The sequence below is a fragment of the Amycolatopsis sp. NPDC003865 genome, from assembly GCF_053605345.1.
This window is the reverse complement of sequence record NZ_JBSGJA010000004.1, coordinates 288192-314137: the sequence shown is the minus strand read 5'-3', so window position 1 is coordinate 314137 and position 25946 is coordinate 288192. Positions and strand designations below refer to the sequence as shown.

The following is a 25946-nucleotide window of genomic DNA, read 5'->3' as shown; positions in this document are numbered from 1 at the left end:
TCGCACGACGTCGCCCCGCTACCGGCTCAGCACCGACGCGGGCGGCAACGGGATCGAGCCCGGCATCGCGATGACGTCCTTGTTGTCGCCGCCCTCGAACCGGCTCTTGGCCGTCGCGTACGGGCCGACGTTCTCCTTGGTGACGAACGTGAGGCCGGTGTCGGTGACCGGCGGCGCGACCAGCGTGCCGGACAGCCGGAACAGGTACAGGTAGAGCACCGACAGGAAGCCCTGCAGGTAGGGGGACTGGTCGATGGTGAAGTCGAGCGCGCCGCCCTTGACGCCGGTGACCGTGTCGTCGAGCAGGTCGAACCCGCCGCCGCCGATCTTGCCGGACAGGCCGCGGTCGGCGATCAGCTTCGCGCACGCCGCGGTGCTGCCGGCGTCGACCGCGTAGATCCCTTTGACGGCGGTGTTCCCGGTGTACGCGGCGGTCATCGCGTTGAGTTCGCCGGCTTGCTCGGCGCCGGTGTTGACCGACTGGACGCGCACGCCCGGCGCGGCCTGCTTGAGCGCGTCGGTGATGCCGTCGAGCCGCGGCTGGACGTTGTTGCCGCCCGGCTGGGAGATGCCGACGAGGATGTCGCCGGCGGTGACCTTCCGCGCGATGCGCTGTCCCATCCGGAAACCCGACAGGTACAGGTCTTGGCCGACGTAGGTGAGCGGGAAGTTGCCGGCGGCGTTCGCGTTGTAGGCGATGACCGGAATGCCTTGGCCCAGCGCCCGTTTCGTGAGGTCGACGAACGCGTTGTCGTCCGTCAAGGCCACGGCGATCCCGTCGGCCTTGCCGGTGATCGCGGTCTCCATGGCACTGGCCATCTGGGCGACGTTGCCGTTCTCCGAACCGGTCCACTGCGGCTCGGGCACGCCGAGCAGCGCCGCGGCGTCGGCGAGCCCGGTCCGCGTCGGAACGAAGAACGAGTTCGTGGTGACGTGGTTGACGAACACGAACCGCCACGGCGGCGTGCTCGGGAAGGGGCCGGAGCGGCCGCCGCCGTTCTGACCTTGTTGGACGCTCGTGCACGCGGCGAGCAGCGCGCTCGCGGCGACCGACGCACCCCCGTACTTGAGCGCGGTTCTCCGGGACGTGCCTGTTCCAGCTGTCATCGTGACCCCGCATTCCCTCTCAGCGGCGGTGCTTCGGCTACGGGTCTCGCGGTACGGCGTCGACGACGGTAGCAGACGTATGATGTCTCGACCAGAGTTTCCTGGGAATCCGCGGCTGTCTGGACTTTTTCGCGACGAAAGCGTAGCCATACATATGTTGTCTGGCTCGTCGTGCTCGAGGGAGGTGGCTGCCTTGACCGAGGTGATCAGCGCGATCGACGCCGTCGACGTCCGGTTTCCGACGTCGCGGACCTTGGACGGTTCGGACGCGATGAACCCGGAACCCGACTACTCCGCCGCGTACGTCACCATCCGCACGAGCGCGGGGGAGGAGGGGTATGGCCTCGCGTTCACCGTGGGGCGCGGCAACGACGTCCAGGTCGCCGCCGTGCGCGCGCTGGTGCCGTTGGTCGTGGGCCTGCCGGTGGCCGACGCGCTCGCCGACCTCGGCGGGTTCTCCCGCCGGCTGACCGGCGACAGCCAGTTCCGCTGGCTGGGTCCCGACAAGGGGGCGATCCACATGGCCGCGGCGGCGATCGTCAACGCCGCCTGGGACCTGCGGGCCCGCCGCGAAGGAAAGCCGGTCTGGCGGCTGCTCGCCGAGCTGCCACCGGCGGACCTGGTCGACCTCATCGACTTCCGCTACCTGCGGGAAGCCCTTACCCGCGAAGAGGCACTGGACATCCTCCGGCGCGCCGAACCGGGCCGGGCCGCCCGGCAGGCCGAACTGCTCGAATCGGGTTATCCCGCCTACACCACGACTCCCGGCTGGCTCGGCTACTCGCCGGAGAAGCTGGCGGCGCTCGCGTCGGAGGCGGTCGAGGACGGGTTCACCCAGATCAAGCTCAAGGTCGGCGCCGATCTCGCCGAGGACGTCCGGCGGCTGCGGCTGGCCCGCGAGGTCGTCGGCCCGGCCGTGCGGATCGCCATCGACGCCAACCAGGTGTGGGGGGTCGGGCAGGCGATCGAGTGGCTGCGGCCGCTGGCGGAGTTCGACCCGTACTGGATCGAGGAGCCGACCTCGCCCGACGACGTGCTCGGCCACGCCGCGATCCGCCGCGCCGTGGCGCCGATCAAGGTGGCGACCGGGGAGCACACGCCCAACGCGGTGGTGTTCAAGCAACTGCTGCAGGCCGAGGCGATCGACATCCTGCAGCTCGACGCGAGCCGGGTCGCCGGCGTCACCGAGAACATCGCGATCCTCTTGCTGGCCGCGAAGTTCGGGGTGCCCGTCTGCCCGCACGCCGGCGGGGTCGGCCTCTGCGAGATGGTCCAGCACCTGGCGATGTTCGACTTCGTCGCGGTCAGCGGAACCCGGCGGGACCGCGTCATCGAATACGTGGACCACCTGCACGAGCACTTCGTCGACCCGGTGCGGGTCGAGCGCGGGCGGTACCTGGCGCCGCTGGGGCCGGGCCTCGGCGCCCGCCTGCACCCCGAGTCCGTGGCTCGCTTCCGGTACCCCGGCGGTCCGGCCTGGCGCGCCGAAGCGGGGGTGGTCGCGCGACCACCACAGCCTGTCAACGAGGAGAGGTCATGAAGATCCGCTACCTGTGCCCGGCCTTGGCCGTCGCGGCCGGTCTGCTCGCCGGCTGCGGCGGCGGGGGCACCGCCGCGTCCGGGCAAACCGTCGTCGGCGTCGACTACCCGCGCTCGGACACCGATTTCTGGAACGCCTACATCAAGTACGTGCCCCAGTTCGCCGGCCAGTCCGGCCTCGACCTCAAGACCACGAACTCGCAGAACGACGTCGCCACGCTGACCGCCAACGTGCAGACGATGATCAGCCAGGGCGTCAAGGGCGTCGTCATGGCGCCGCAGGACACCGCGGCGATCATCCCGACGCTGCAGCAGCTGGCGAGCAAGAAGATCCCGGTCGTGTCCGTCGACACGCGGCCCGACCAGGGGAACGTCTACATGGTCGTGCGGGCGGACAACCGCGCCTACGGCGAAAAGGCGTGCCGGTTCCTCGGCACGAAGCTCGGCGGCAAGGGCAAGGTCGTGATGCTGCAGGGCGATCTCGCGTCGATCAACGGCCGTGACCGCACCGAGGCCTTCAACGACTGCATGAAGCAGAACTTCCCCGGCGTCACGGTCTTCGGCGAAGCCACGAACTGGGACGCCGGCACCGCGGCCCAGAAACTCCAGACCCGGCTGACCGCGAACCCGGACATCAAGGGCGTCTACATGCAGTCCAGCTTCGCGCTTTCCGGGACGCTGCAGCTGCTCAAGCAACGCGGCCTGCTCGTACCGGCGACCGATCCGAAGCACGTGTTCGTCGTGTCCAACGACGGCATCCCCGAGGAGCTGGCGAAGATCCGCGCGGGCGAGATGGACGCGACCGTGTCCCAGCCCGCCGACCTGTTCGCGAAGTACGCGCTGCAGTACGTGAAGGACGCCATCGCGGGCAAGCAGCCGGTGCCGGGCAAGACCGACCACGACAGCACGATCGTGGCCGTCCGCGACGGCCTGATGGAGGACCAGCTGGCCGCGCCGCTGGTCACCGCGGACGGCGCGAGCTTCGGTCCGGTCGCCAGCGTCAAGGTCGACGACCAGTCCCTGTGGGGCAACAGCAAGAGCTGAGGGAGGCGGACATGGGTGCGGTACCGGTCGTGGCAGCTCGGCAGGTGGTCAAGCGCTACGGCGCCACGGTCGCGCTGGACCACGCCGACCTGACCGTCCTCCCGGGACAGACGCACGCGCTCGTCGGCCGCAACGGCGCCGGGAAGTCGACGCTCGTCTCCGTCCTCACCGGCTTGACCGCACCGGAGTCGGGCTCGCTGCGGATGAACGGCGAGCCGGCGCCGGCACTGTCCGATCGGGACGCCTGGCGGTCACTGGTCGCCTGCGTGTACCAGCGTTCGACGATCATCCCGGACCTTTCGGTGGCGGAGAACCTGTTCCTGAACCGGCAGGAGACCTCGCACGGCTTCGTCCGCTGGCCCGCGGTGCGCCGGGCGGCCACCCGGCTGCTCGAACGGTGGTCGGTCGACGTCGACGTGCGCCGGCCGGCCGGGGAGCTCGGCGTCGAGCAGCGGCAGTTCGTCGAAATCGCGCGGTCGCTGTCGTTCGGCGCGCGGTTCGTCATCCTCGACGAGCCGACCGCGCAGCTGGACGGCGGCGCCATCACCCGGCTGTTCGGCCACATCGCCGACCTGCAACGCCAGGGCGTGACGTTCCTGTTCATCAGCCACCACCTGCAGGAGGTCTACGAAATCTGCGACACGGTCACGGTCTACCGCGACGCCCGGCACGTGCTGACCGCGCCGGTCGCCGAGCTCCCGAAGGCGGATCTCGTCGCGGCGATGACCGGCGAGAACGCCGCCGTGGCCGAAGAACGCGCGTCGACGGCCCGGTCCGGCTCGGCGCCGGTGCTCGAGGTGCGCGAGCTGAGCCTCGCCGCCGCGTACGAGGACGTCTCCTTCACCGTCGCGCCGGGGGAGATCGTCGGCTTGGCCGGGGCCGGCGGCAGCGGCAAGACCGAGGTCGCGGAAACCCTGACCGGGCTGCGGAAGGCCGATTCGGGCACCCTCTTCGTCGGCGGACGGCGCCCTCGCCCCGGCGACGTCCCGGCGGCCCTCGCCGCCGGGCTCGGCTTCGTCCCGGAAGACCGCCACCACCAGGGGCTCGTGCCCGGGATGTCGGTGGCGGACAACACCACCCTGTCCGTCATGGACCGGCTCGGCCCGGGCATCTTCGTCCGGTCCGGCCTTCGCGACCGGCTGGCCGGGACGATGATCGACCGCCTCGAGGTGAAGACACCCGGCCCGGAGCTGGCGGTGTCGGCGCTCTCCGGCGGCAACCAGCAGAAGGTCGTCATGGCCCGTGCCCTCGCCGGCGATCCGCGCGTGCTCGTGCTGATCACCCCGACCGCGGGGGTGGACGTGCGGTCGAAGGAGTTCCTCCTCGGCAAGGTGGCCGAGGCCGCCGCCGGGGGCACCGGAGTGCTGATCGCGTCGGACGAGCTGGACGACCTGCGGCTGTGTGATCGCGTGCTCGTCATGGTCCACGGACGGCTCACCGCCGAAATCCCCGCCGGCCGGCCGGACCGCGAGGTCGTGGCGGCCATGGAAGGAGTCGACCTCGATGCCTGACAGCCCCACCGCCCTGCGCGCCGGAGCGCGGCCCGAAGCCGCCGTCGCCCGGTCGCCGCGGCGGATCGCCTTCGCCCGCGTGCGCGACTTCGCGCTGGTACCCGGGATCATCGCGATCGCGGTGGTCGGCCAGCTGGTGAACCCGGTGTTCCTCCAGTACGACAACGTGCTCAACATCCTGCAGACCATGTCGGAGATCGCGCTGCTGGTGCTCGCCCAGACGCTGGTCCTGGTCGTCGGCAAGATGGACCTGTCGCTGGAGTCCACGTTCGGGCTGGCCCCCGGAGTGGCGGCCTGGCTGACGATCGAGGGCGGTCACTCGCTCGGCCTGCTGCCTTCGTGGACGGCGGTGCCGGTGGTGCTGGCGGTGGGGGTGCTGGTCGGGGTCGTCAACGCGCTGCTGATCGTCCGGTTCGGGCTGAGCGGGTTCGTGGTCACCCTCGGGATGCTGATCGTGCTGCGCGGCCTGCTGACCGGGATCTCCGGCGGCCAGACGTTCTTCGGCCTGCCCGATTCGATGCTCTACCTCGGCACGACGCTGTGGGCCGGGATCCCGGCGTCCATCTGGATCTGCGTGCTGCTGTTCGCCGCCGGCGTCGTCCTCCTCGGGTATACGCGGTTCGGCCGCAGCCTGTACGCGATCGGCGGCAACGAGGACGCGGCGAAGGCCGCGGGCATCCGGACCGGGCGCATCGTGTGGCTCGTCCTGATCGCGGCGAGCGCGCTCGCCGCGCTCGGCGGCTTGCTGCTGTCGGGTCGGCTGGCTTCGGTGGCCGCGGCGCAGGGCAACGGCTACATCTTCACGGTGTTCGCGGCGGCGGTGATCGGCGGCGTCAGCCTGAACGGTGGCAAGGGCACGATTTTCGGGGCCTTCACCGGGATCCTGCTGCTGTACATGATCCAGAACGTGCTCACGCTGGCCGGCGTGCCCGCGCAGTGGATCGGGGCGCTCAACGGCACGATCATCCTGGTCGCGCTGGTGATGTCCCGCATCACCAGCGGCAAGCGGCAGACCTAAGCGCCGTCGAGGGCCCGCGGCTCGGCCAAGTGGGCGCGCAGCCAGCGTTCGGAGGTGTCCACGTGCATCAGCGCGGCGGCGGTGGCCACGCCGGGGTCGCGGGCGGCCAGCGCGTCGTAGATCGCTTGGTGCTGCGACAAAGTCTCGTGCGTGACACCGCGGTCGACGGTGCCGCGCCAGATCCTCGCCCGCAGCGTCCGCGAGGAGATGCCGTCCAGCAGCGCGGTCAGGGTTTCGTTGCCCGCCGCGGTGATCACTTCCCGGTGGAAGGCGGCGTCGAGCACGGTGAGGCGCTCGACGTCCTCGACGGCGTCCTGCATCGCTTCGAGCAATCCGGCGACGACGCGCAGCCGGTCATCGGTGATCCGGGTGGCGGCGAGCCCGGTGGCGGCGGGCTCGAGGAGGCGCCGCACTTCGGTCAGCTCCAGCACGGTGCCGTCCTGCATGAGCGAGACCGCGTTGCCCAGACCCTCGAGCAGCAGGCCGGGGGCGAGACTGGTGACGTAGGTGCCATCGCCGCGGCGCACTTCGAGAACGCGGGCGAGCGCAAGGGCTTTCACGGCCTCGCGGGTCGGACTGCGGGAGATGCCCAGTTCCGCGGCCAGCTCGTGTTCGGGGGGCAGCCGCGAACCCGCGGGGAAGCGCCCGGAGCGGACGAACTCCCGGATCCGGTCGATCGCTTCGTCGGTCAGGGACCTTGCCATGGTGGGGATTCTATCATTCGTATGATGAATGTCGGGTTCTTGGGGGCGTGTTCGAGCTATTCGAGGGATCGAGTGGCTTTTGATCTTGTGGACATATGATGTTCTGGGGGATGTGGCGGTGAATCAGTTCGAGCTGTCCAGATGCTGAGCGATTGTCTTGGCCGTCTTCTGGTGCTCGGCGACGCCGACGAGCAGACCGATGGCCAATACCGAAGGCGGGACGTAGCGGATCCAGGTCCACACGGGGAGGTAGTCGAGCGTCAGGCCGACGCTTCCGGCGACGGCGGTGAACGACGCACCTCGGATGTCGGTGAGAAGTCGTTGCCGATACTCGGTGATCATCGTCGCCTGGTCGCCGGTGTACCGCGCCGGCTGGATGTGATGCCTCGCCCACATGATCGCGCAGGCTGCGCAGATCGCGAGCAGGATGAAAGTGATGTACCAGCCCTTGATGGACGTGGAGGCGATCTTCGGATCCTCCGGCTTGATCGCGAGGAAACCGAACAGCACGAACTCCAGCACGCCGATGACGAAGGGGAGCAGGAAGTCGAGGCCTGAGGGAGACGAGCCGGGAAGGACGAGGCCACCGACCATCAGCCCGAGGTAGATGTTGGCGGTGATCAGCAGGCTGATGCCCAGGAGCATGACTCGAAGCGGCAGCTCGGCGTCGGGCCCCTTGAAGGTGAAGATCGTCGCGGCCGCCAAGCCGGCTATGCCGATCGCGACCCCGACCATGGCCGCGTGAAGGTTCATGTAGTGATCAAGCAAGTACGTCGCTTTGCGCTCTTGGATGAGGTCGCGCGTGAGTCGCATTTGATCATGTCCTCCGGATTCGCCGGCCGATCGAGGCACGGTGGTCCGGCTGATATCTCCTCGCTCATGAAGGTTGTTACGGAATGGCCGTCAATCGATTCGCTGCTCGACCAGGCCGGTAATACCTCCGATTCCGGCCTGCCCCGCACTCGACGCGGGTAGGGTCGATTCCCGTGGAGGAGGCGAATCCCGGGCGGATGCTCTGGCGGGCCCGCATCCGGGACGACGAGCACCGGGTCCGGGGCGGCGGTGTCCTGCTCGGCTCCCGGCACGTCCTCACCTGCGCCCACGTGCTCGGCGGAGGACCGTCGCCTCCTTCGGGAGTGCTGGTCGATTTCGTCGGCTTGCCCGGCCGGCCCGCGGCCGGCGCGCGGGTGGTCGAGGGCGGGTGGGTGCCCGCTCGGCAGGACGGACTCGGCGACCTCGCGTTGCTGGAACTCGAAAAGCCGGTGGAACCCGGGACCGGTGCGGTGCTGCGCCGGATCCCGGGGCTCACTTCGCGTGACGTGCGGGTCTTCGGGTTTCCCCCGGGCGCCGACTACGGGATCTGGTGGTCCGGCCGCGTACTCGGACCGGGTGGGCCGGGTGGCCGGTGGACCCAGCTGGACGTCGAAGGGCCGCTCGAGCCGGGCTCTTCCGGTTGCGCTGTGGTCGACACGACGACCGGCCGCCCGCTCGGCATCGTCGTGGCCACGGCGGGGCAGCGCACGGCCTTGATGATCCCGGCGGCGGAGATCGTCCGGCAGCTTCCCCGGGTCGCGGAGTGGGTCGTCACGGAATCCGTGCTCGAGGAACGCCTCGACCAGCTCGTCCTCCGAACCCGTGGACGGCTCGGCGGCGACACCGATGAGCTGCACGTGTCGCTGCCCAAAGCGGCGCTGCCGGAACCGTCCGAGGTGCTGCTGACCGATCCGTCCGTGCGGGAAAACCTGCGCTTCTGCGAAACCTGCGGCCATCCCGTCGGCCGCGGCCGGGACGGCGCCCCGGGCCGGGATCGCGGTTTCTGCCCGACCTGCGGCGCTGCCTTCACGTTCACCCCGGAGCTGGCCGCGGGCGACCTCGTCGCCGGGCGGTACCGGGTGCGCGGATGCCTGGCGCACGGCGGCTTCAGCTGGATCTACCTCGCCTGGGACGAGGCTTTGGACCGCTTGGTCGTGCTCAAGGGGTTGATCGGCTCCAGAGCGGCAGCCGCCGATCTCTGGACCGCGGCGGCCCGGCGCACTCTGCCGCACCTCGACCACCCGAACGTCGTGCGCGCGTTCGAGTTCGTCGAGCACTTCGAGCCGTCGACCGGCCGCGAGACCGGTTACCTGGTCATGGAATACGTGCCGGGGTTGTCGCTGCGTTCGGTGATCCGACGGGCGAAGCGTTTGCGTCCCGAGCACGTCGCCACCTACGGGCTGCAGATCCTGGACGCTCTCGGTTACCTGCACGAGCAGGGCCTGCTCTACTGCGACATGAAGCCGGACAACGTCCTGCAGACGGGCGACCGGATCAAGGTCATCGATCTCGGCGCCGTCCGGGCGATCGGCGATCACGAGAGCCCGGTGATCGGTACCCGGCACTACCAACCGCCCTCCGAGGAGTTGCGGGACCACGGCGTGACCGTCCGGACGGACCTGTTCACCGTGGGCACGACGCTGAGGGAGCTGTTGCGGGCCTGCGAAGGCCCTGCGTCCGATGTGGGCTGGGAAGCGCTCGAGCTGGTCATCGCTCGCGCGACGGCTCCCTACGACGAGCGGTTCGGCGACGCGGCGGAAATGGCGGCGCAGCTGCGCGGCGTCCTGCGTCAGATCCTGTCGCTGCGCGACCACGTGCCCCACCCGGCCCCCTCCGACGTGTTCACCCCGGCACCCGATCCGCTCATCGGCGGCTTGGGCGTTCCCCCGTGGGAAGACCTGGCCACCAACCCGTTCGCCGACTGCTCGACCGTGCCGCCGGGCCACCGCATGGCCGGCGCCTTGCCCCGTGTGCGGCCCGAGCGGAGCGAAACCGAGCCGGCTCGATGGTGGACCCGGGCGCTGGACGACCTGGCGAACTCGGACAACCGCCAAGCCGAGGCGGGGTTCCGGCGATGCGCCGAACTGGGCCCGGGCGAGCAGGCACCGTGGCTGGCGCTCGGCTTCTGCGCCGAGTCGCGCGGTGATGCGGCCGAAGCGCGACGATGTTTCCAGGCGGTCTGGGCGCGGGACCGCGGCGAGGTCGCGGCGGCCTTCGGGCTCGCACGGACTCGCTTGGCGGAGGGCGACCGCGTGGGCGCCGCAGCGGTGCTCGACGACGCCGCAGACGTGGTGGAGGCCAGGATCGCGGCGATCCGAGCGCTGGCGGCCGTGCTCCCGGGCGCCGGTCCGCCGAGCCCCGGTCACGTCGCGACCGCGCTTCAACGGCTGTCCCGGGCCGGCTCGACCGGGGAGGTCCACGACCGTCTTGCCGCCGTGGTGCTCGAAACGGCCCTGCTGGTGCGGACGACGGACCCGGAGACCGCGTCCCGGCTTCCGGCCGTGCGCGAACTCCAAGACCAGCTGTACGGGATCTATCGCACCGCGGCCCGGACGACGGCTTCCCGGAGCCTGCGCCGGGTTCTGACCGGACGCGCGAACCGCTTCCGCCGGCTCGGCCGCCGGGTTCCCGCGCCGGCGGTGGAGGTCGCGGTCCACCAGAACAAGTTCCTGCCGCTCGACGCGACCGAAGTGCCGGTGATCGTGACCGTCTCGGCGAGCGGACCGGTTCGCGATCTCACGCTCGTGGTGACGACGGCGACCGCACACCGGCTCGGTTCGGCTCGCGAGGTACATCCGGTTCTTTCCGAGCTCTCGCCGGCGGTGTCGGGCACGACATCGGTCTTCGGCCTGGGAACCTGGACAGCCGGCGAATCACGGGACTACGCGTTGACGTTCGTCGCCGGCCCGCGCGCGCCGGTCGGCGAAGATGTCGTGCTGGCCGAGGTCACGGCCGTGAGCGGGCAAGCCAGGTCGTCGGCTCAGCCGGTGCTGGGGCACTGGACCGCCGAGCTGCGCCAGCCGGACCGGGCCGGACCAGCCGCTGCCGTCCTCGCCGACCAGGCCGCCCTGGCGGAAGCGCTCGAGATCGCGATGGCGGCCTTCCAGGCCGGGGATCCGGGCGAGGCCCTCGACGCGCTGGGGAACGCGGTGGCGATGGCAGCCGAGCAGCGCAACGATGACGTGCTTCGCCGGCTGAACAGGCTGGTCGACATCGTCGACGCGGAAACCGGGTTGGTCAGCTTCCGCGATGCGACCGCCTACGCCGAGCGGAACGAGGGGGACTTCTTCTCGGAGCGGCTGTCGGTGCCGTTGCGCGAGGCCGAACTCGTCGGATCGGGTCTCGTCACGAGCGTGCGGGTCTCCGCGCGCCTCGAAACCGGCGTCTCGGAAGCAATCAAGATGCTCGAGTTCGCCGAGCCGGAGTCGCCGCGCCGGCTGCCTGCCGTGCCGCCTCAGGTGGGGGGAGGGGCGCTACGGGCACGTGTCGAATGCCGCACCGACGGGCCGATCGTTCCCGGCAGGCCGGCGCGGGTGTCCGTTGCCTTCCACCGCGAGGAGCCGTTCGCGCCGTTGACCGAGCCGGTCCGGCTGAGGGTGCTGCTCGACACGGCCTCCGGCCTGGTCGAACCCGTGAGCCGGACCGCGTGGCTGACCGTCGACCGGCGCACCGATCCGGTCGAATTCGACGTCGTCCCGGCCGAGCCGGGCAGCCTTCGGCTCGCGTTCCGGGTCTACCGGGACTTCGACACCCACCTGCTCCTCGAGATCACCGCCGAGCTGCCGGTGGAACGGAAGGAGGCGTGGTCGTGAGCCGCGAGCTGCGGTCCGAGGTGAGTCTCGACAACACCGACGGTCTGCTGCGCGTCGCCGTGCCGTCGTACAACCGGGCGCGGACGGTCAACCTGCGGTTCATCGAACTCCCTCGCGAGCGCGGGTTCCTGGTGCAGGCCTGGGGAAGTGCGTTCCCCGACGACGGCGGTGGCGGCTACCAGGGATACCTCCACCGAGGTGCCGACGTGCTCGGCTCCAGCGTCGACGTGCTGCGCGGAGCTTGGCTGCGGCACATAGTCCGGTACGAGGAAGTGCCCGACGTCGGACGGCGGCGGCATCCATTCGCCGAGGCATGGGACCTTTCCGGCCGTCCCGAACTGCTGAAGCGGGCCGGCGCCGCGCTGGCCCAGGCCGGCCACAGCACGTACAAGCTCCTTTTCGGCGGGGACGATCCGGGACTGCGGCGGATCCGCGCCCTCCTGGAAACGGCGCTGGCCGACCGCGAAAACGTCATCAGCATCGAGTCCGACAGCCTGCTCGTGCCGTGGGGGATGCTCTACGCCGCACCGGACCGGCCGGACCGGTACCCGGCGGACGACGAGTGGTCGGTGGCGGGCTTCTGGGGCTACCGGCACGTCATCGAGCACACTTTCACCCGGATAGACGACTTCGACGCGCGGATCACCGTGGCCGGCGAGAAAGTGGTCGTCGGGCTCAATGTCGACGACGGCGTCGACCGGCAGTTCCCGGACACCCCGTACATCGGCCCCGTCAAGGCGTTCTTCCAGGGACGCGCGGAGGTCGTCCTCCGCGAGGACAAGCGGACCTTGTCGGCGCACTTCCGCAGCAAGGCCTTCAAGGACGACGTCACCTACTTCGGCTGCCACGGCAAGGTCGCCGGCGCCGACGGCCGGGTCGAGCACCCGTACCTGAAGCTCGGCGACGACGAGCGGATCTTCGGCGCCGACATCGCCGCGTGGCTGGTGGACGCGCCCCTGCCCACCCGGCCGTTCGTCTACGTGGGCGCGTGCGAGGGCGGGCAGGTCTGCTCGGAGTTCTACGCGGCGTTCGGCAAGGTCCTGCTCAACAACGGCGGCCGGTGCCTGATCGGCCCCCAGATCGACCTGCCGCCCGTGTTCGCGTGCGAGTACTCCCACCGCCTGTTCGGCGAATTCCTCGAGTCCGGCGCCAAGCTCGGCGACATCGTCCGATCGCTGGCGCGCCTCTTCGCCGACGAGTACGCCAACCCGCTCGGCCTGATGTTCTCGCTGTACCGGGGCATCGACGTCCACCTGTGGCAGGAAGGGAAGCCATGACGGCACCCGTGCTCCTCGACCTCGACGACCACGGTGACTTCCTGGACCCCGAAACCGGTTCCCCGGTCCCGCCCGAGGCGGTTCCCCGGTTCCTGACGAGGTGGCTGGCGGTGCCGGCGGACGCGACCGACATCGTCGTGTTCGTCCACGGCTGGCGCACCACCCGCGCGACCGCGGACCGGCGCGCACGTCAGTTCTTCGACCTGGTCGAAGCGCGCTACGACGCCGGCCGCGACGACTACCCGGGCCTGGGCCGCTGGCAGGGCTGCTACGTGATCGTCCGCTGGCCGTCGATGAGCAACCCCTTCCTTTCCGGGTACCGGAGGATCCGGGACCGGGCGCACGCGATGACCACCGGCGGGCACGCCGCGCAGGCTCTGGGGCACTTGCTGGGCTACCTCAACGCCGAGCGCCAGCTGCCCGACGGGCCGGCGAGCCTGCGCACGGTTTCCGGCCAGTACCTGCACTGCGTCGGTCATTCCTTCGGCGGCCGGTTCGTCGTCGAGGCCGTCCAAGCGGCGGCCGGGGACGGTCCGCCCGTGCTCGGGTGGAACCGCGCGGACGCCCGCTACCCGTACACCGTGGACACCCTGCTGGTCTTCCAGATGGCCGCACGGCCCGACGTTTTCACGGACCGGTTCGCGCCCGTGCTCGAGAACGCGCCCATCAACGGCCCCATCGTGCTGACGCGGTCCCGCGCGGACCGGGCGACCGGCCTGTGGCACCGGCTGGCCGAGGGAGGAGTCCGCGGCATCGGGCACGTCGGCGCGCTCGCCCCGGCGGAGCACGTCGGTGCCACGGAGCTGCACGACCTTGCCACGCCGTACCGGCGCTCCGAGCTGGGTCGCCGGATCGTCAACGTCGATGCGGAGCGGCGCTTTCGCCGAGGCCGCTGGTGGAACCCGGCCGGAGCGCACTCCGACATCTGGTACCCCGAGTCGGCGCACCTTCTGTTGTCCCTGGCGGAACTCGCTCGCTGACGAGCACTCGTTGCGCCACCGGGGTTTCCCGCCACCCGGGTCGAACAACTGATCGATCCGGCGAGCCTGTCCTATATGGACATCATTCTCCGGTGTGTGGTGAAACCGCAGGTCAGGGGTCACTTCTGTGAATCGGGGCGGCTCGTCGGCGGCAGAGCCGCCGACGAGGTGGGAAGACTTCTTAGGCGACACAACAGAGTTCATGGTCACCCCTGTTTGGATTTTGCCCCGTCCTGGTAATACTCTGTGTGACGTCGGCCGATGGGCCTGACGGCTAGTTCCACTATGGAGGACTGGAATGACGAACAAGGCCCAGCTGATCGAGGCGCTGTCGGAGCGTCTGGGCGACGACAAGAAGGTGGCTGCGCAGGCCGTTGACGGTCTCGTGGACATCATCATCCGGACGGTCAACAAGGGCGAGAAGGTCAACATCACCGGCTTCGGTGTCTTCGAGAAGCGCGCTCGCGCCGCTCGGACCGCGCGCAACCCGCGTACCGGTGAGGCCGTGAAGGTCAAGAAGACCAACGTTCCCGCCTTCCGCGCCGGCACGACGTTCAAGGACGTCATCTCCGGTTCGAAGAAGCTGCCGAAGGCCACCCCGGTCAAGCGCGCCACCACGGCTCGCGCGACGGCGACGAAGACCGCGGCCGCCGCGGCTCCGGCCAAGGCGACGACGACCCGCACCACGCGCGCGGCCGCCGCCAAGCCGGCCACGACCACGCGGGCGACGACCACGCGGACCCGCGCCACCGCGGCGAAGCCGGCCGCGAAGGCCACCACCGCCACCAAGGCGGCCCCGAAGACCGCGGCGGCGAAGACCACCGCGGCCAAGGCCACCACGGCGAAGGCGACCACCACGCGGGCGAAGACCGCTGCCGCCAAGCCGGCTGCCGCGAAGACCGCGACCGCGGCGAAGAAGCCGGCCGCCGCCAAGGCGCCGGCCAAGCGCACCTCGGCCGCCAAGAAGAAGTAACACCTGCTGAACCTCGAAGGGCCCCGCGCCGGTCGGTGCGGGGCCCTTCGGCGTTCACGCCTTTCGCTGGAACGGCTTGAACCGCTCGGACGACTCCCAGGGACCGGTGGCGGGTGTCTTTCCGACCTGGTCCGTCCGGCCGGCTCTTCGGGGCATCCAGGGTCCGCATTCAGCGGAGCTGTCGCAGCGAGCCGGAATCGCGAAGTCCGTCGTGAAGAAGTGGGGCCGGCGGGGTGTCGTCACCCGCGTGGCCGGGCGGGAATGGCCTCCGTTGGCGGCGAGGACGGGTGGTCCCAGCCGCCAACGGGCCGTGCGCCTCGATCTCTCCCCAGTGATCTTCCGGCCACCGCCTTACTTCTTGGCGGCGGCGACCTTCTTGCGCGGGGCGCGCTTGCGCGGCGCCGCCGGGGCCTCGGCCTCGGTCACCTGGGCCTGCTCGTAGGCCGCGATCACCTCGGACGACAGGCGGCCGCGCTCGGAGACCTCGTAGCCGTTCGCGTTCGCCCAGGCGCGGATCTGCTGGTTGCGCTCGCGGTCGGTCGTGCTCGTCGTGGTCGACTGCCCGGTGGCGACGCGGACCTTGCGGCCGCCGATCCGCCGGCCGGCCGCGATGTAGCGGGCGAGTTCGTCGCGCAGGGCGGCGGCGTTGTCGTCCGAAAGGTCGATTTCGTAGGTGACGCCGTCGAGACCGAACTGAACGGTCTGGGCAGCGGTGCTGCCGTCGATGTCGTCCAGGATCTCGACGAGGACTTTCTGGGCCACGGGAATGCTCCTCAAGCTGGATGTGCGTCCGGGGAACGTGACGTGTGACAAGTTGCACAATGACCGACGTTCTCAGGTGGAGTGTATCCACCCGGGGATCGGTACGGCAATTTCCCGTGGACTTCCCGCGATTCGGCGGTCCTGATTGGACGCACCGGGCCGGCTCCGCGGTGCGGGCGAGTGCTAGGTCGTGCTCTGTTCGCCGTGGTGGTAGGACGGATCCGTCTCGAGTGCCTCGTCGGCCTTCTCTTCGACGGGATCGGCGAGCTCGGCTTTCGCGGCGGCGTCTTTGGCCTCTTCGATGTGCTGCCGCGAGCGGGCGAGGTCTTCGGGGGTGTCGGGCTTCTGGTTCGCTGCCATCACAACTCCTTGCCGGGGCAATTCCGTGGTGTGTGGATACCCGCCTGGCGGGACGGCAACCGTCGGCGCGGATCGATTATTTCGGGGGTTATTGCGGAAAGCGGGCGGGGAATCGCTCGCCGGCCGCACCCTCGCCGCGCATCTGCACCAGCTGACTCCCCGCAGGCGCCCTCACACGCCCCTCCCACCGCCCAGGTGGACCACAGCGCCGACTGGGCTGCGCCAAGTGCCCCAGAACCGCCACAGCGTCCCCAAGCCGGCCACACGGTCCTTCCCGGGGGTGGGATCGCCGCGGGGAGCCAGCTGGTGCAGATGGGCGGCGGAGGGGTCTATGGGGGCCGTTGCAGGGGAGTCTGGCTGGTACACATGCGCGGCGGGAAGGCGCGTTGGTTCGCTGCCGGAGTCCCGTCCGGCGCACGCGTGGCGGCGAGGCCGTGAATTCTTCCGCTCACCACCCGCCGGGTGGTGAGCGTGTGTCCGGGACCGGTTCCGCTTTCCCGCCGCCGGCCGGTGAACGCTGTTTCCCCGGAACGCCGAAGGGCCCCGCACCAGCCGGTGCGGGGCCCTTCCGGGGTGAAGCGGAAGTTACTTCTTCTTGGCGGCCGAGGTGCGCTTGGCCGGAGCCTTGGCGGCTGTGGTCTTCTTCGCGGCGGCGGTCTTGGTCGCGGCCGGCTTGGCGGCGGCCTTCGCCCGCGTGGTGGTCGCCTTCGCCGTGGTGGCCTTGGCCGCGGTGGTCTTCGCCGCGGTCTTCGGGGCCGCCTTGGTGGCGGTGGCCTTGGCGGCCGGCTTCGCCGCGGTGGCGCGGGTCCGCGTGGTCGTCGAGCGCGTGGTGGCCGGCTTGGCGGCGGCGGCGCGCGTGGTGCGGGTGGTGGTGGCCTTGGCCGGCGCGGCGGCGGCCTTGGTGGCGGTCGCACGGGTCGCGGTGGCGGTGGCGCGCTTCACCGGGGTGGCCTTCGGCAGCTTCTTGGTGCCGGAGATGACGTCCTTGAAGGTGGTGCCGGCGCGGAAGGCGGGCACGTTGGTCTTCTTGACGCGCACGGCCTCGCCGGTGCGCGGGTTCCGGGCGGTGCGGGCGGCGCGGGCACGCTTCTCGAACACCCCGAAGCCGGTGATGTTGACCTTTTCGCCCTTGTTGACCGTCCGGATGATGATGTCCACGAGACCGTCAACGGCCTGCGAAGCCACCTTCTTGTCGCCCAGACGCTCCGACAGCGCCTCGATCAGCTGGGCCTTGTTCGTCATTCCAGTCCTCCATAGTGGAACTACTAGTCACGGCCCATCTCGGCCGACACTGCACACGGTATTACCAATACCGCACAAAATCCAACCGGGGGTCGAAATATTTCCTTGCGAGGGCGCTGGTTCCGCCTCCTGAGGGACGTCCGTGAGAGGGCGCCCGGAATGGAAACTGGACTTCGACCATGGCTCTGAGCAGGCAAAACGCGGTACGAGTGCCGTCCACAGTGGTCGTCCATATAGGACCCGGGGCCCTTCCGGCGACTTTTTGCGCGACACGCCGACGCGCGGCCTCCCGGCGTGTGGCTGTGGCCACGCCGGCCCCGATCCCGCGCAGCGGCGGGGGTTCCCGGGCCCACCGGCCGGCCCCGATCAGGCTTGCCCTGGCGCCGCCGGGGATCTTGCCGCGGAGCCCGGGAGGGACAGCCAGCCGATCGCGTAGGTCTCCTTCACCTCGACCTCGACGGGACGGAACGCGGCCGCGTCGATCGACGGGGTCTGCCGGACGACTTCGTCGTGGAACCAAGCGGAAGTGATCACGGCGAGCGGACCCGCTGACGACCGCAAAGCGGCCTTCACCTGGGCCGCTTCCAGCAGCCGGAAGGCATGGATGATCGAAGGGGCCGTAACGCCGAACTCGTCGTGGACGACCTCTCCGGCGTGCAGGGCCATCCGCAGCCGCAGCTGTTCCTCCGTCCGGTGCCGGGCGTTGTGGCGCTGCAGCCCGCGCACCAGTGCGCGCGGCAGGGAAGCCGCGATGGGCCCTTTGGGGACTTCGGGCGGAACGAGGACCAGCACGCCGTCGCCGCAGTCGATGGGCGAACAGTCCTTCCAGGGCACACCTGAGTCGCCGAAAGCCCGGCGCAGGGCCTGATACAGCGCCTGCCGGACGACGAGCCGATGCGCATTGGTCCGGCGGGCGTTCCCGTAGCCGGAGACGTCGACCACCACGATCGTCCGGTGAACCGCCTGGCGGGGGCCGGGTTCGCGCCTGCCCACTCAGATCGCCTCCCGCGCGGTCAGGGCCGTTCTGAGGCGCGTGAGGGCGCGGTGCTGGGCATCGCGACCGAGCACAGGGCAACGGCCCTCCCTTCGAACCGCCACTGATGCCGCCGAGCGCTCATCGCCATGTGCCGCCCAGCGCGCGGTCCCGTTCTGCGTCACCCGTGCCGTCCGTCACGCCGGATCCGGATGTTCGGGCGCCGGCAGCTCTCCGTGGGAAGACCCGATGTACCGAGCGGTGTCGGACATCTGTTCGGCCGGTCTGCTCACGGTGGGCTCCTTCGTCACGCTCATGTCGGTAAGTGACGGAAAAAGCCCTGCGGTGACTGAAGATCTTCCCCGTGGGGTGAACTCACTCGTTCGGCCCAGCGTGACCACTCCGGTACGCAGCAGGCGCAACGCCGTGTTGGACGCGGGACTGTCGGTCCGGCGGGCTAGTCTGCCGCGGGAGGAAGACCCGGGTGCGACAGGGAGAACCGTGGACCAGGAGACGCTCACCACCGTGGTCGGCCGGGTGGCCGGGACCGAGGACTCGACGCCGCTGCAGTTCCACGTGGCCATCGATCCCGATGCCTACCTGCAGCTCGACGACGTCGTCGTCACCCGGCGGCAGCTGCCCGGCCTCGGCGAAGTCACCTCCTACGGCGTTGTCACGCAGGTGAGCGCGCGGCACGAAGGTGCCAGCTTCGGCAGCGACGTCTTCCTGATCTCCGACGGCGTCCTGCCCGCTCAGGTGCAGGAGATCGCCGAGATCGCCACCACCCGCGTCGAGCCCGAGTGCTACGTGCCGCCCAAGCCGGGCAGCCAGGTCGAGCGCGCCAAGGGTGAGGATCGCGCGCAGGCGCTCTACTTCGACAACATGACCCGGCAGGTGGCCGTCGGCCTGGGGCGGGACGGCGAACCCGTCTACCTCAACCTGGACTTCCTCGACGGCACCCGCGGCGCGCACGTCAGCATCTCCGGGGTCTCCGGCGTCGCCACCAAGACGTCGTTCGCCTTGTTCCTGCTGCACTCGATCTTCCGCGGCGGCGCCCTGCCCAACGCCCACAACGCCAAGGCCCTCGTCTTCTCCGTCAAGGGTGAGGACCTGCTGTTCCTCGACACCCCCAACCGCGCCCTCGACGAGAACCTCAAGGCCGAGTACGCCAAGCTCGGCCTGCCCGCGGAGCCCTTCGCTTCCGTCGGCTTCTACGCGCCGCCGACACCGTCGGACACCACCGGGAAGCCTTACGTCACCGGGCGCACCTCCGGGGTCGGCGCGTTCTGGTGGACCATCGCGGAGTTCTGCTCCGGCGACCTGCTGCCCTACGTCTTCGCCGACGCCGAGGACGAGCGCAACCAGTACACGATGGTCATCCACCAGGTCGCGAACCGCCTGCGGCTGGACAGCACCCCGGTGGGCAAGGACGGCGCCGCGAACGTCGACGGCGTCCTGTGCCGCACCTACGCCGAACTCATCGACGTCATCTGCGAGCGCGTCACCGACGAGGAAACCCGCGCGAGCTGGGCGGGCGCGGTCACCGGCGCCGGCACGGTCAACGCCTTCATCCGCCGCCTGCGCTCCAGCCAGCGCGCCCTGTCCGGCCTCATCCGCGGCGACCTCACCGACCACGCCGCGCGCAAGCTGTCCACGGAAAACCAGCAGGTGACCGTCGTGGACATCCACAACCTCGTCGAGCGCGCGCAGCGGTTCGTCGTCGGCGTCACGCTCGCCGCGGAGACCGCGCGCAAGGAAGCCGCCGGCCCCGGCGGGCTGCTGTTCACCATGCTGGACGAGCTCAACAAGTACGCGCCGCGCGAAGGCAGCAGCCCCATCAAGGAGGTGCTGCTGGACATCGCCGAGCGCGGCCGGTCCCTCGGCGTCATCCTCATCGGCGCGCAGCAGACCGCCTCCGAGGTCGAACGCCGGATCGTCAGCAACAGCTCGGTGCGGATCGTCGGCCGCCTCGACGCCGCCGAGGCCTCGCGCCCGGAATACGGCTTCCTCCCCGCCAGCCAGCGGGTCCGCGCGACGCTCGCCACGCCCGGCACGATGTTCGTGAGCCAGCCGGAGATCCCGGTGCCGATCGCGGTCGGCTTCCCGTTCCCGGCCTGGGCCACGCGGCTTTCCGAGGCCGGGCAGATCCCTTCGGCGACCCCGTCGTCGAAGAAGTCCGATCCCTTCGCCGGCCTGCCGACGCGCGGCAGCGACCCCTTCGGCGACGACCCGCCGCCGTTCTGAGCCCGCCGGCCCGCACGGAAGAACGGAAGGACGAAGCGTGAAGTTCCTGCACACCTCCGACTGGCACGTCGGCAAGACGCTCAAGGGCCGCAACCGCCTGGACGAGCAGCGTGCGGTGCTCGGCGAAATCGTCCGGATCGCGCGGGACGAGCAGTTCGACGCCGTCCTCGTCGCGGGCGACCTCTACGAGACGTCGGCGCCGTCCGCGGCCGCGCAGGAACTCGTGGTGCGGGCCCTGATGGCGCTGCGCGAAACCGGGGCCGAGGTGATCGCCATCGCCGGGAACCACGACCACGCCGCGACGTTCGAGGCGTACCGCCCGCTGCTGCGGGCGGCGGGCATCCAGCTCACCGGCGATCCCCGCCCGGTCCACGACGGTGGCGTGTACTCGTTCGACGCGCGGTCGACGGGCGAACGCGTCAACGTCGCCGTGCTGCCCTTCCTTTCCCAGCGCTACGCGGTCCGCGCCGCCGAACTGCTCACCGGGACCCCGGCGGACAACGTCGGCGAATACGACCAGCGCGTGCGCGACATCCTGGAGCACCTCCGGACCGGTTTCTCCGACGGCGCGGTGAACCTCGTCATGGCGCACCTGACGGTCACCGGCGGGACGATGGGCGGCGGCGAGCGCGCGGCGCAGTCCATCTTCGAGTACCACGTGCCGGCCACGGCGTTCGGCGCCGATCCGCACTACGTGGCCCTCGGCCACCTGCACCGGCGCCAGTCCCTGCCCGCCGCGTGCCCGGTGCACTACAGCGGTTCGCCGTTCGCCGTCGACTTCGGCGAGCAGGACAACAAGAGCGTCGTCCTGGCCGTCGAGGTCACGCCGGCGACACCGGCGAAGATCACCGAAATCCCGATGACGAAGGGGCGCCGGCTGCGGACCGTCCACGGCACGGTGGCGGAGCTGACCGGCCGCAAGGAGGAGTTCGGCGAGGACTACCTCCGCGTCTACGTCCGCGAAGCGACCAGGGCCGGGCTGCGCGAGGAGATCCAGGAAGCCCTGCCGAACGCCCTGGAAATCCGCATCGACCCGGAGTTCGCCGCGCCCGTGACGACGGCGGGCGGCGACCGCGCGGTCGCGGACCGTTCACCGGGGGAGCTGTTCGCGTCCTACTGCGAAGAACGGACGATCGAGGACAAGCGGGTCCAGTCGCTCTTCGCGCGGCTGCACGACGAAGAGACGAGCGGGGTGTGACATGCGGCCTGTGCTGCTGGAGATGACCGGCTTCGCGTCGTTCCGCGACAAGACCGAAGTCAGCTTCGAGGACACGGACTACTTCGCGCTCGTCGGCCCGACCGGCGCCGGCAAGAGCACGGTGATCGACGCGCTCACCTTCGCCCTCTACGGTTCGGTCGCCCGCTGGGACCACGAAGGGCTCGTCGCGCCCGCCCTCGCCCCGACGGCGAACCGCGCGACCGTGCGGCTGGTCTTCGACGCCGGCGGCGCGCGCTACCACGTCGTGCGCGAAGTGCGGCGCAGCGGCGGGAAGAAACCCACGGTCAGCGTCAAGAACGTCCGCCTGGAACGGCTGATCGACCCCACCGCGCTCGGCGGCCCGGAGGACGACGCCGACCCGGTCGCCGCGGACTCCGAGGTCACCCCGGCCGTCGAGCGGCTGCTCGGGTTGACGTTCAAGCACTTCTGCACCTGCGTCGCGCTGCCCCAGGGCGACTTCGCCGAGTTCCTCCACGCCAAGGCCGCCGACCGGCAGAAGATCCTCATCAAGCTGCTGGGCCTGGAGGTCTACGAGCGGATCGGCCGCCGCGCCGGCGTCACGGCGGAGCAGCAGAAGCAGCGGGCCGCCGTCCTCACCGAGCAGCTCGGCAGCTACGCCGACGCGACCGAGGAAGCCGTCGAAGAGCTCGCCGCGCGGATGACGGCGCTGGCCGACCTGGACGCGCGCGTGACCGCGGCCCTGCCCGGGCTCGGCGACGCGACCCGTGCGCACGACGAAGCCCGGCAAAGCGTCGCGACCCTGACGAAGGAACTGGGCGTCCTCGACGCCCTGGAACGCCCGGACGGCGTCGAAGACCTGGAGAACCGGCGCCGCGCCGCGGCCGACGAGGCGACCACGGCCCGGACCGCGCTGGAGACGGCCGAAACGGCGGACGAGACGGCCCGCGCCGCGCTCGCGTCCGCTCCCGCCCGCGGCGAGCTGGAACGGATCCGCGCCGCCCGCGCGGAGCTCGCCGAGGCCGAAAAGGCCCTTCCGGACCTGGAAGCCGCCGCGAAAGCGGCAGCGGCGGCGAAGACGGCCGCCGCCGCGGCGGTGACGGAGGCCGTGGCCGCCGTGGACGTCGCTCGTCAGACGCGGGACGCGACGGCGCGGGCGGCCGAGAACGCCGCCGCCGAAGCGGCGCGTGCCCGGCAGGACCGCGATCGGCTGGCCGGGCTGCGGCCGCCGGAAGATCTCGGTGACCTGGCGAAGGAAGCCGCGCGGGTGGCGAAGCGCACGGCGGACGCCGACGCCCGCCTGCGGACCGCCGAGACCGCCGATGCCGAAGCACGCGCGGCGCTGGCCAAGCAGCCGGACGTCGCCCCGCTCGCGGCCGCCCGCTCCGACGCCAGGACGCTCTACACGGTCTGCGACGCGCAACGGAAAGCCGCGCCCGAGCAGGCGGCGCGCCGGACGGAACTCGAAGCGGCGCGAGCCGGCTTCGCCCGCGCCGACGCCGAAGTCGCCGCGGCGAAGACGGCGGTGTTCGAAGCCGAACGGGCCGGGCAGGCGCTGACGCTGCGGGCCGGCCTCGCCGTCGGGCACCCGTGCCCGGTCTGCGAGCAGGAAGTCGCGACGCTGCCCGACGCCGGGGGCCACGCCCACCTGGCCGAAGCGGCGGAACGCCTCGAGCGCGCCGAACGCGAACGCGCCGCCGCCGAGTCCGCGCTGCGCACGCTGGAACGGGCCGTAGACCGCGACGCCGACTCGGCCGCGTCGGCGGCCGCGCAGGCGGAAGAACTGCGCGCGGTACTGGTGGAGGTCGACGGCCCGCCGGAATCGCCGGTATTGCGTCGCCCGGTCGAAGCGGGTTTTTCCGAGCAGGACTACGCGGACCTCGTCACGGCCGTGCGCGAGCGGGGCGAGTGGCTGTCGGCGACGATCGAGCGCCGTGCCCGCGTCGCCGACGCTGCACACGCCGCCGACCAGGAACTGGCGGCGGCCCGCGCCGATCGTGCGGCGGCGCAGGAAGAGGCCGACGCCGTCGAGAAGTCCTTCGCCGCGGCCAGGGAAGCGCTGCGGGCGGCCCGCGATCCGCTGGTGGAGCTGGGCGCGCCCGCGGTCGACGACGGTGACGTCCCCGCGGGCTGGCAGCGGCTCACCGCGTGGGCGGCGGCCACGCTGGAAGACCGGCGGACGGCGCTGGCCGCGCTGGAAGCGGCGGCCGAGACCGCGGGCAAGGAAGCCGTCGTCGCGGCCGACGACCTCGCCTCCGCCGAGCGGGCCGCCGAGCAACGCCGGAAACGAGCGGGAGACGCGGCGCTGGCCGAGCAGTCGGCGAGCACCGCGCTCGCGACCACCCGGCGCCGGCACGGCGAACTGGGCGAAACCCTGGCGGGCGCGCCCACCGCCGAGGTCGTCACCGAGCAGCTCGCGAAGGTCGCCGAACTCGAGCAAGCCGCGAAGAAGGCGGACGCGGACCTGCGGACCGCCCGTGCCGCCGCGAAACAGGCAACCGAGGCCCAGACGCGCATCGCCGAGCAGGTCGACGCCGAACGGCAGCGGCTCTCCCGGGCTCGCGACCCTCTGGTGAGCCTGGGCGCGCCGCCGATCGACGGCGACAGCCTGCTCGGCGCGTGGACCGCGCTCACGGACTGGGCGGCGGGGCAGGCGAACGAGCACCGCGACCGCCTGGCCGTCGCGACGACGGCCGAGCGCGAAGCGGCCGAAGCGTTGCGGGCGGCCGAACGCGCGGTCGCCGACGACGTCACCGCGCTCGGCGTGGCCCTGCCCGAAGGGCCGGTGCGCGACCGCGTGCCGGTCGCCTTGGCCACCGCGCGGGCGCGCGCGGAAGCCGACCACACGGAAATGCGGCGACGGGTGGCGCGCGTGGCCGGCCTGCACGGCGACATCGCCGCCGCGGAGTCCGAAGCGCAGGTCGCGCGGCTGCTCGCGGATCAGCTGCGCTCGGACAAGTTCCCGCGCTGGCTGATCGCCGGTGCGCTGGACACGCTGGTCGCCGAGGCGTCGGCGTCGCTGCTGGAGCTGTCCGGCGGCCAGTTCGAGCTGACCCACGACAAGGGCGACTTCCTGGTGGTGGACCACAACGAGGCCGACGCCCGCCGCCCGGTGAAGACGCTCTCGGGCGGCGAGACGTTCCAGGCGTCGCTCTCGCTGGCCCTCGCGCTGTCTTCGCAGCTGGGCGCGATGGCCGCCGAAGGGGCGACCAAGCTCGAGTCGATCTTCCTCGACGAGGGCTTCGGCACCCTGGACGAGGCCACCCTCGACGTCGTGGCGTCCACATTGGAGAACCTGTCCGCCACCGGCTCCCGGATGGTCGGGGTGATCACGCACGTACCGGCGCTCGCCGAGCGCGTGCCGGTGCGGTTCCTGGTCACCCGCGACGGCTCCGGCTCGCACATCAGCAGGGAGGGCGCATGACGGCGGTGGCCGGGATGCACTTCAGCGTCGACTCGTGGGACCCGGGCTACGGCAGCTCGATGGAGGCCGAAGAGCTGGCGCGGTCCGGGGCCGAGGTGGAGCTCGAAGTCGAGGTGCCGATGGCGGAATGGGCCCCGATCGACCCTTCGCCGGTTTCGCCGCCCGACGCGGTGCTGTTCGTCGACGGCGTCCGCCGCATCGACGCCCGCGTCTGGATCGACGACCCGGCCGGGACGAACTCGGCGTCCATCGGGCTGTGTGCGTCCTACGCGGCCGGGGTGGTGTGCTGCTGCGACGGGCGGGCGCACGTCGTGGGGACCGACGTCCGGCGCGGGGTGTTCACGGTGGCCTCCGAAGCCGCCGACATCGTCACCCCGGCGGGGGTCTACCGGGCGTTCCGCGCCGCGGCCAAGGAGGACAAGCCGCTGGCGGTGGTGCTGTCGTCGGCGTTGCAGGAGCAGCTGGCCGAGGCCGAGCTGGACACGGCGACCGCGGCCCGGGCGGCGATCGCCGGTCACGTCGGCAGCGACCTGCTGGTGGTGGACGGCCCGCTCAGCGGCCGCACGCACCTGTCGCGGGCGGTCGGGTTCATCAAGAGCCACCAGACGACGTACCTGCCGGGCGAGCTCAACGCGATGGTCGGCGGGCTGGCGCCCAGCCAGCGCACCCCGGTGTTCCTGATGGGCACGACGTGGGTCCGGCACTCGTGGTACCTGCGGCTGCCGTCGGTGGGCGGACCGCCGTGGTCGGGGGTGGTCCGCGTGGAGGCGGCGCCCCACCTCGGGCGCGCGGAGGTGGCGGATCTGGCGAACCTGACGCAGTCGGTGCTGGGGCGGTTCGCGTCGGTGGAGTACAAGGACTCGCGGGCGCCGCAGAACCTGTACCCGATCGCGGGGTTGGAGCGGGACCTGCGGCACCGGCTGGGGGACCAGCAGTTCGTCTACCGGGCGTTGCGGCTGGCCGCGGCCCGCTGAGGAGCGCTTCGG

At 71.1% G+C, this 25946-nt stretch carries 19 protein-coding genes; 12 read left to right on the top strand and 7 right to left on the bottom strand.

Annotated elements, in window-relative coordinates:
- Window positions 1–18: 18 nt before the first annotated feature.
- Window positions 19–1107, bottom strand: coding sequence for a substrate-binding domain-containing protein (locus ACWEVP_RS13040; protein ID WP_452062747.1), 1089 nt, complete (start codon window positions 1105–1107; stop codon window positions 19–21).
- Window positions 1108–1291: 184 nt separating this feature from the next.
- Between ACWEVP_RS13040 and ACWEVP_RS13035 the strand changes: the two genes are divergently transcribed.
- The 4 genes from ACWEVP_RS13035 to ACWEVP_RS13020 are packed head-to-tail and all read left to right on the top strand — an operon-like array spanning window position 1292 to window position 6219.
- A complete protein-coding gene (locus tag ACWEVP_RS13035) occupies window positions 1292–2647 on the top strand; it encodes an enolase C-terminal domain-like protein (protein ID WP_452062746.1) in 1356 nt (451 codons plus the stop codon).
- Complete coding sequence (locus ACWEVP_RS13030; protein WP_452062745.1) at window positions 2644–3690, top strand: sugar ABC transporter substrate-binding protein; 1047 nt, start codon at window positions 2644–2646, stop codon at window positions 3688–3690. The genes ACWEVP_RS13035 and ACWEVP_RS13030 overlap by 4 nt, the downstream gene beginning before the upstream one ends.
- An 11-nt stretch (window positions 3691–3701) precedes the next feature.
- On the top strand, window positions 3702–5201 hold the full coding sequence (locus ACWEVP_RS13025) for a sugar ABC transporter ATP-binding protein (protein ID WP_452062744.1): 1500 nt from the start codon (window positions 3702–3704) through the stop codon (window positions 5199–5201).
- Window positions 5194–6219, top strand: coding sequence for an ABC transporter permease (locus ACWEVP_RS13020; protein WP_452062743.1), 1026 nt, complete (start codon window positions 5194–5196; stop codon window positions 6217–6219). Before ACWEVP_RS13025 ends, ACWEVP_RS13020 begins: the two co-directional genes overlap by 8 nt.
- Here ACWEVP_RS13020 and ACWEVP_RS13015 read toward each other — a convergent pair.
- The gene (locus ACWEVP_RS13015) at window positions 6216–6923 is read right to left on the bottom strand and encodes a FadR/GntR family transcriptional regulator (protein WP_452062742.1); all 708 of its coding nucleotides are present in this window, start codon (window positions 6921–6923) and stop codon (window positions 6216–6218) included. The two genes, ACWEVP_RS13020 and ACWEVP_RS13015, sit on opposite strands and share 4 nt — an antisense overlap.
- Window positions 6924–7046: 123 nt before the next feature.
- Window positions 7047–7736, bottom strand: a complete 690-nt coding sequence (locus ACWEVP_RS13010; protein ID WP_452062741.1) for a hypothetical protein — start codon at window positions 7734–7736, stop codon at window positions 7047–7049.
- A 173-nt stretch (window positions 7737–7909) separates the two neighbouring features.
- Between ACWEVP_RS13010 and ACWEVP_RS13005 the strand changes: the two genes are divergently transcribed.
- The 4 genes from ACWEVP_RS13005 (at window position 7910) to ACWEVP_RS12990 (ending at window position 14778) form a co-directional block, all read left to right on the top strand.
- Window positions 7910–11548, top strand: a complete 3639-nt coding sequence (locus ACWEVP_RS13005) for a protein kinase domain-containing protein (RefSeq protein ID WP_452062740.1) — start codon at window positions 7910–7912, stop codon at window positions 11546–11548.
- On the top strand, window positions 11545–12825 hold the full coding sequence (locus ACWEVP_RS13000) for a hypothetical protein (RefSeq protein ID WP_452062739.1): 1281 nt from the start codon (window positions 11545–11547) through the stop codon (window positions 12823–12825). Before ACWEVP_RS13005 ends, ACWEVP_RS13000 begins: the two co-directional genes overlap by 4 nt.
- Complete coding sequence (locus ACWEVP_RS12995; RefSeq protein WP_452062738.1) at window positions 12822–13805, top strand: hypothetical protein; 984 nt, start codon at window positions 12822–12824, stop codon at window positions 13803–13805. The genes ACWEVP_RS13000 and ACWEVP_RS12995 overlap by 4 nt, the downstream gene beginning before the upstream one ends.
- Window positions 13806–14103: 298 nt before the next feature.
- Complete coding sequence (locus ACWEVP_RS12990; protein ID WP_452062737.1) at window positions 14104–14778, top strand: HU family DNA-binding protein; 675 nt, start codon at window positions 14104–14106, stop codon at window positions 14776–14778.
- Window positions 14779–15129: 351 nt separating this feature from the next.
- On the opposite strand, the gene ACWEVP_RS12985 is transcribed toward ACWEVP_RS12990, so the two are convergent.
- From ACWEVP_RS12985 to ACWEVP_RS12970, 4 genes are all read right to left on the bottom strand, one after another.
- Window positions 15130–15540: a histone-like nucleoid-structuring protein Lsr2 gene (locus tag ACWEVP_RS12985; RefSeq protein ID WP_452062736.1), complete on the bottom strand. Its 411-nt coding sequence runs from the start codon at window positions 15538–15540 to the stop codon at window positions 15130–15132.
- A 183-nt stretch (window positions 15541–15723) separates the two neighbouring features.
- A complete protein-coding gene (locus ACWEVP_RS12980; RefSeq protein WP_452062735.1) occupies window positions 15724–15900 on the bottom strand; it encodes a hypothetical protein in 177 nt (58 codons plus the stop codon).
- 585 nt (window positions 15901–16485) lie between these two features.
- On the bottom strand, window positions 16486–17142 hold the full coding sequence (locus tag ACWEVP_RS12975) for an HU family DNA-binding protein (RefSeq protein WP_452062734.1): 657 nt from the start codon (window positions 17140–17142) through the stop codon (window positions 16486–16488).
- A gap of 366 nt (window positions 17143–17508) precedes the next feature.
- Window positions 17509–18087, bottom strand: coding sequence for a hypothetical protein (locus tag ACWEVP_RS12970; RefSeq protein ID WP_452062733.1), 579 nt, complete (start codon window positions 18085–18087; stop codon window positions 17509–17511).
- A gap of 529 nt (window positions 18088–18616) precedes the next feature.
- Here ACWEVP_RS12970 and ACWEVP_RS12965 point away from each other — a divergent pair.
- From ACWEVP_RS12965 to ACWEVP_RS12950, 4 genes are read left to right on the top strand one after another with little or no spacing between them, the layout of a single operon-like run.
- Entirely contained in the window at window positions 18617–20359 is a 1743-nt protein-coding gene (locus ACWEVP_RS12965; RefSeq protein WP_452062732.1) for an ATP-binding protein, read from the top strand.
- Between the two features lie 37 nt (window positions 20360–20396).
- The gene (locus ACWEVP_RS12960; RefSeq protein ID WP_452062731.1) at window positions 20397–21557 is read left to right on the top strand and encodes an exonuclease SbcCD subunit D; all 1161 of its coding nucleotides are present in this window, start codon (window positions 20397–20399) and stop codon (window positions 21555–21557) included.
- A gap of 1 nt (window position 21558) precedes the next feature.
- Window positions 21559–24960: an AAA family ATPase gene (locus ACWEVP_RS12955; protein WP_452062730.1), complete on the top strand. Its 3402-nt coding sequence runs from the start codon at window positions 21559–21561 to the stop codon at window positions 24958–24960.
- Window positions 24957–25934 (top strand): hypothetical protein, encoded by a 978-nt coding sequence (locus ACWEVP_RS12950; protein WP_452062729.1) that lies wholly within the window; start codon window positions 24957–24959, stop codon window positions 25932–25934. Before ACWEVP_RS12955 ends, ACWEVP_RS12950 begins: the two co-directional genes overlap by 4 nt.
- Window positions 25935–25946 lie beyond the last annotated feature (12 nt).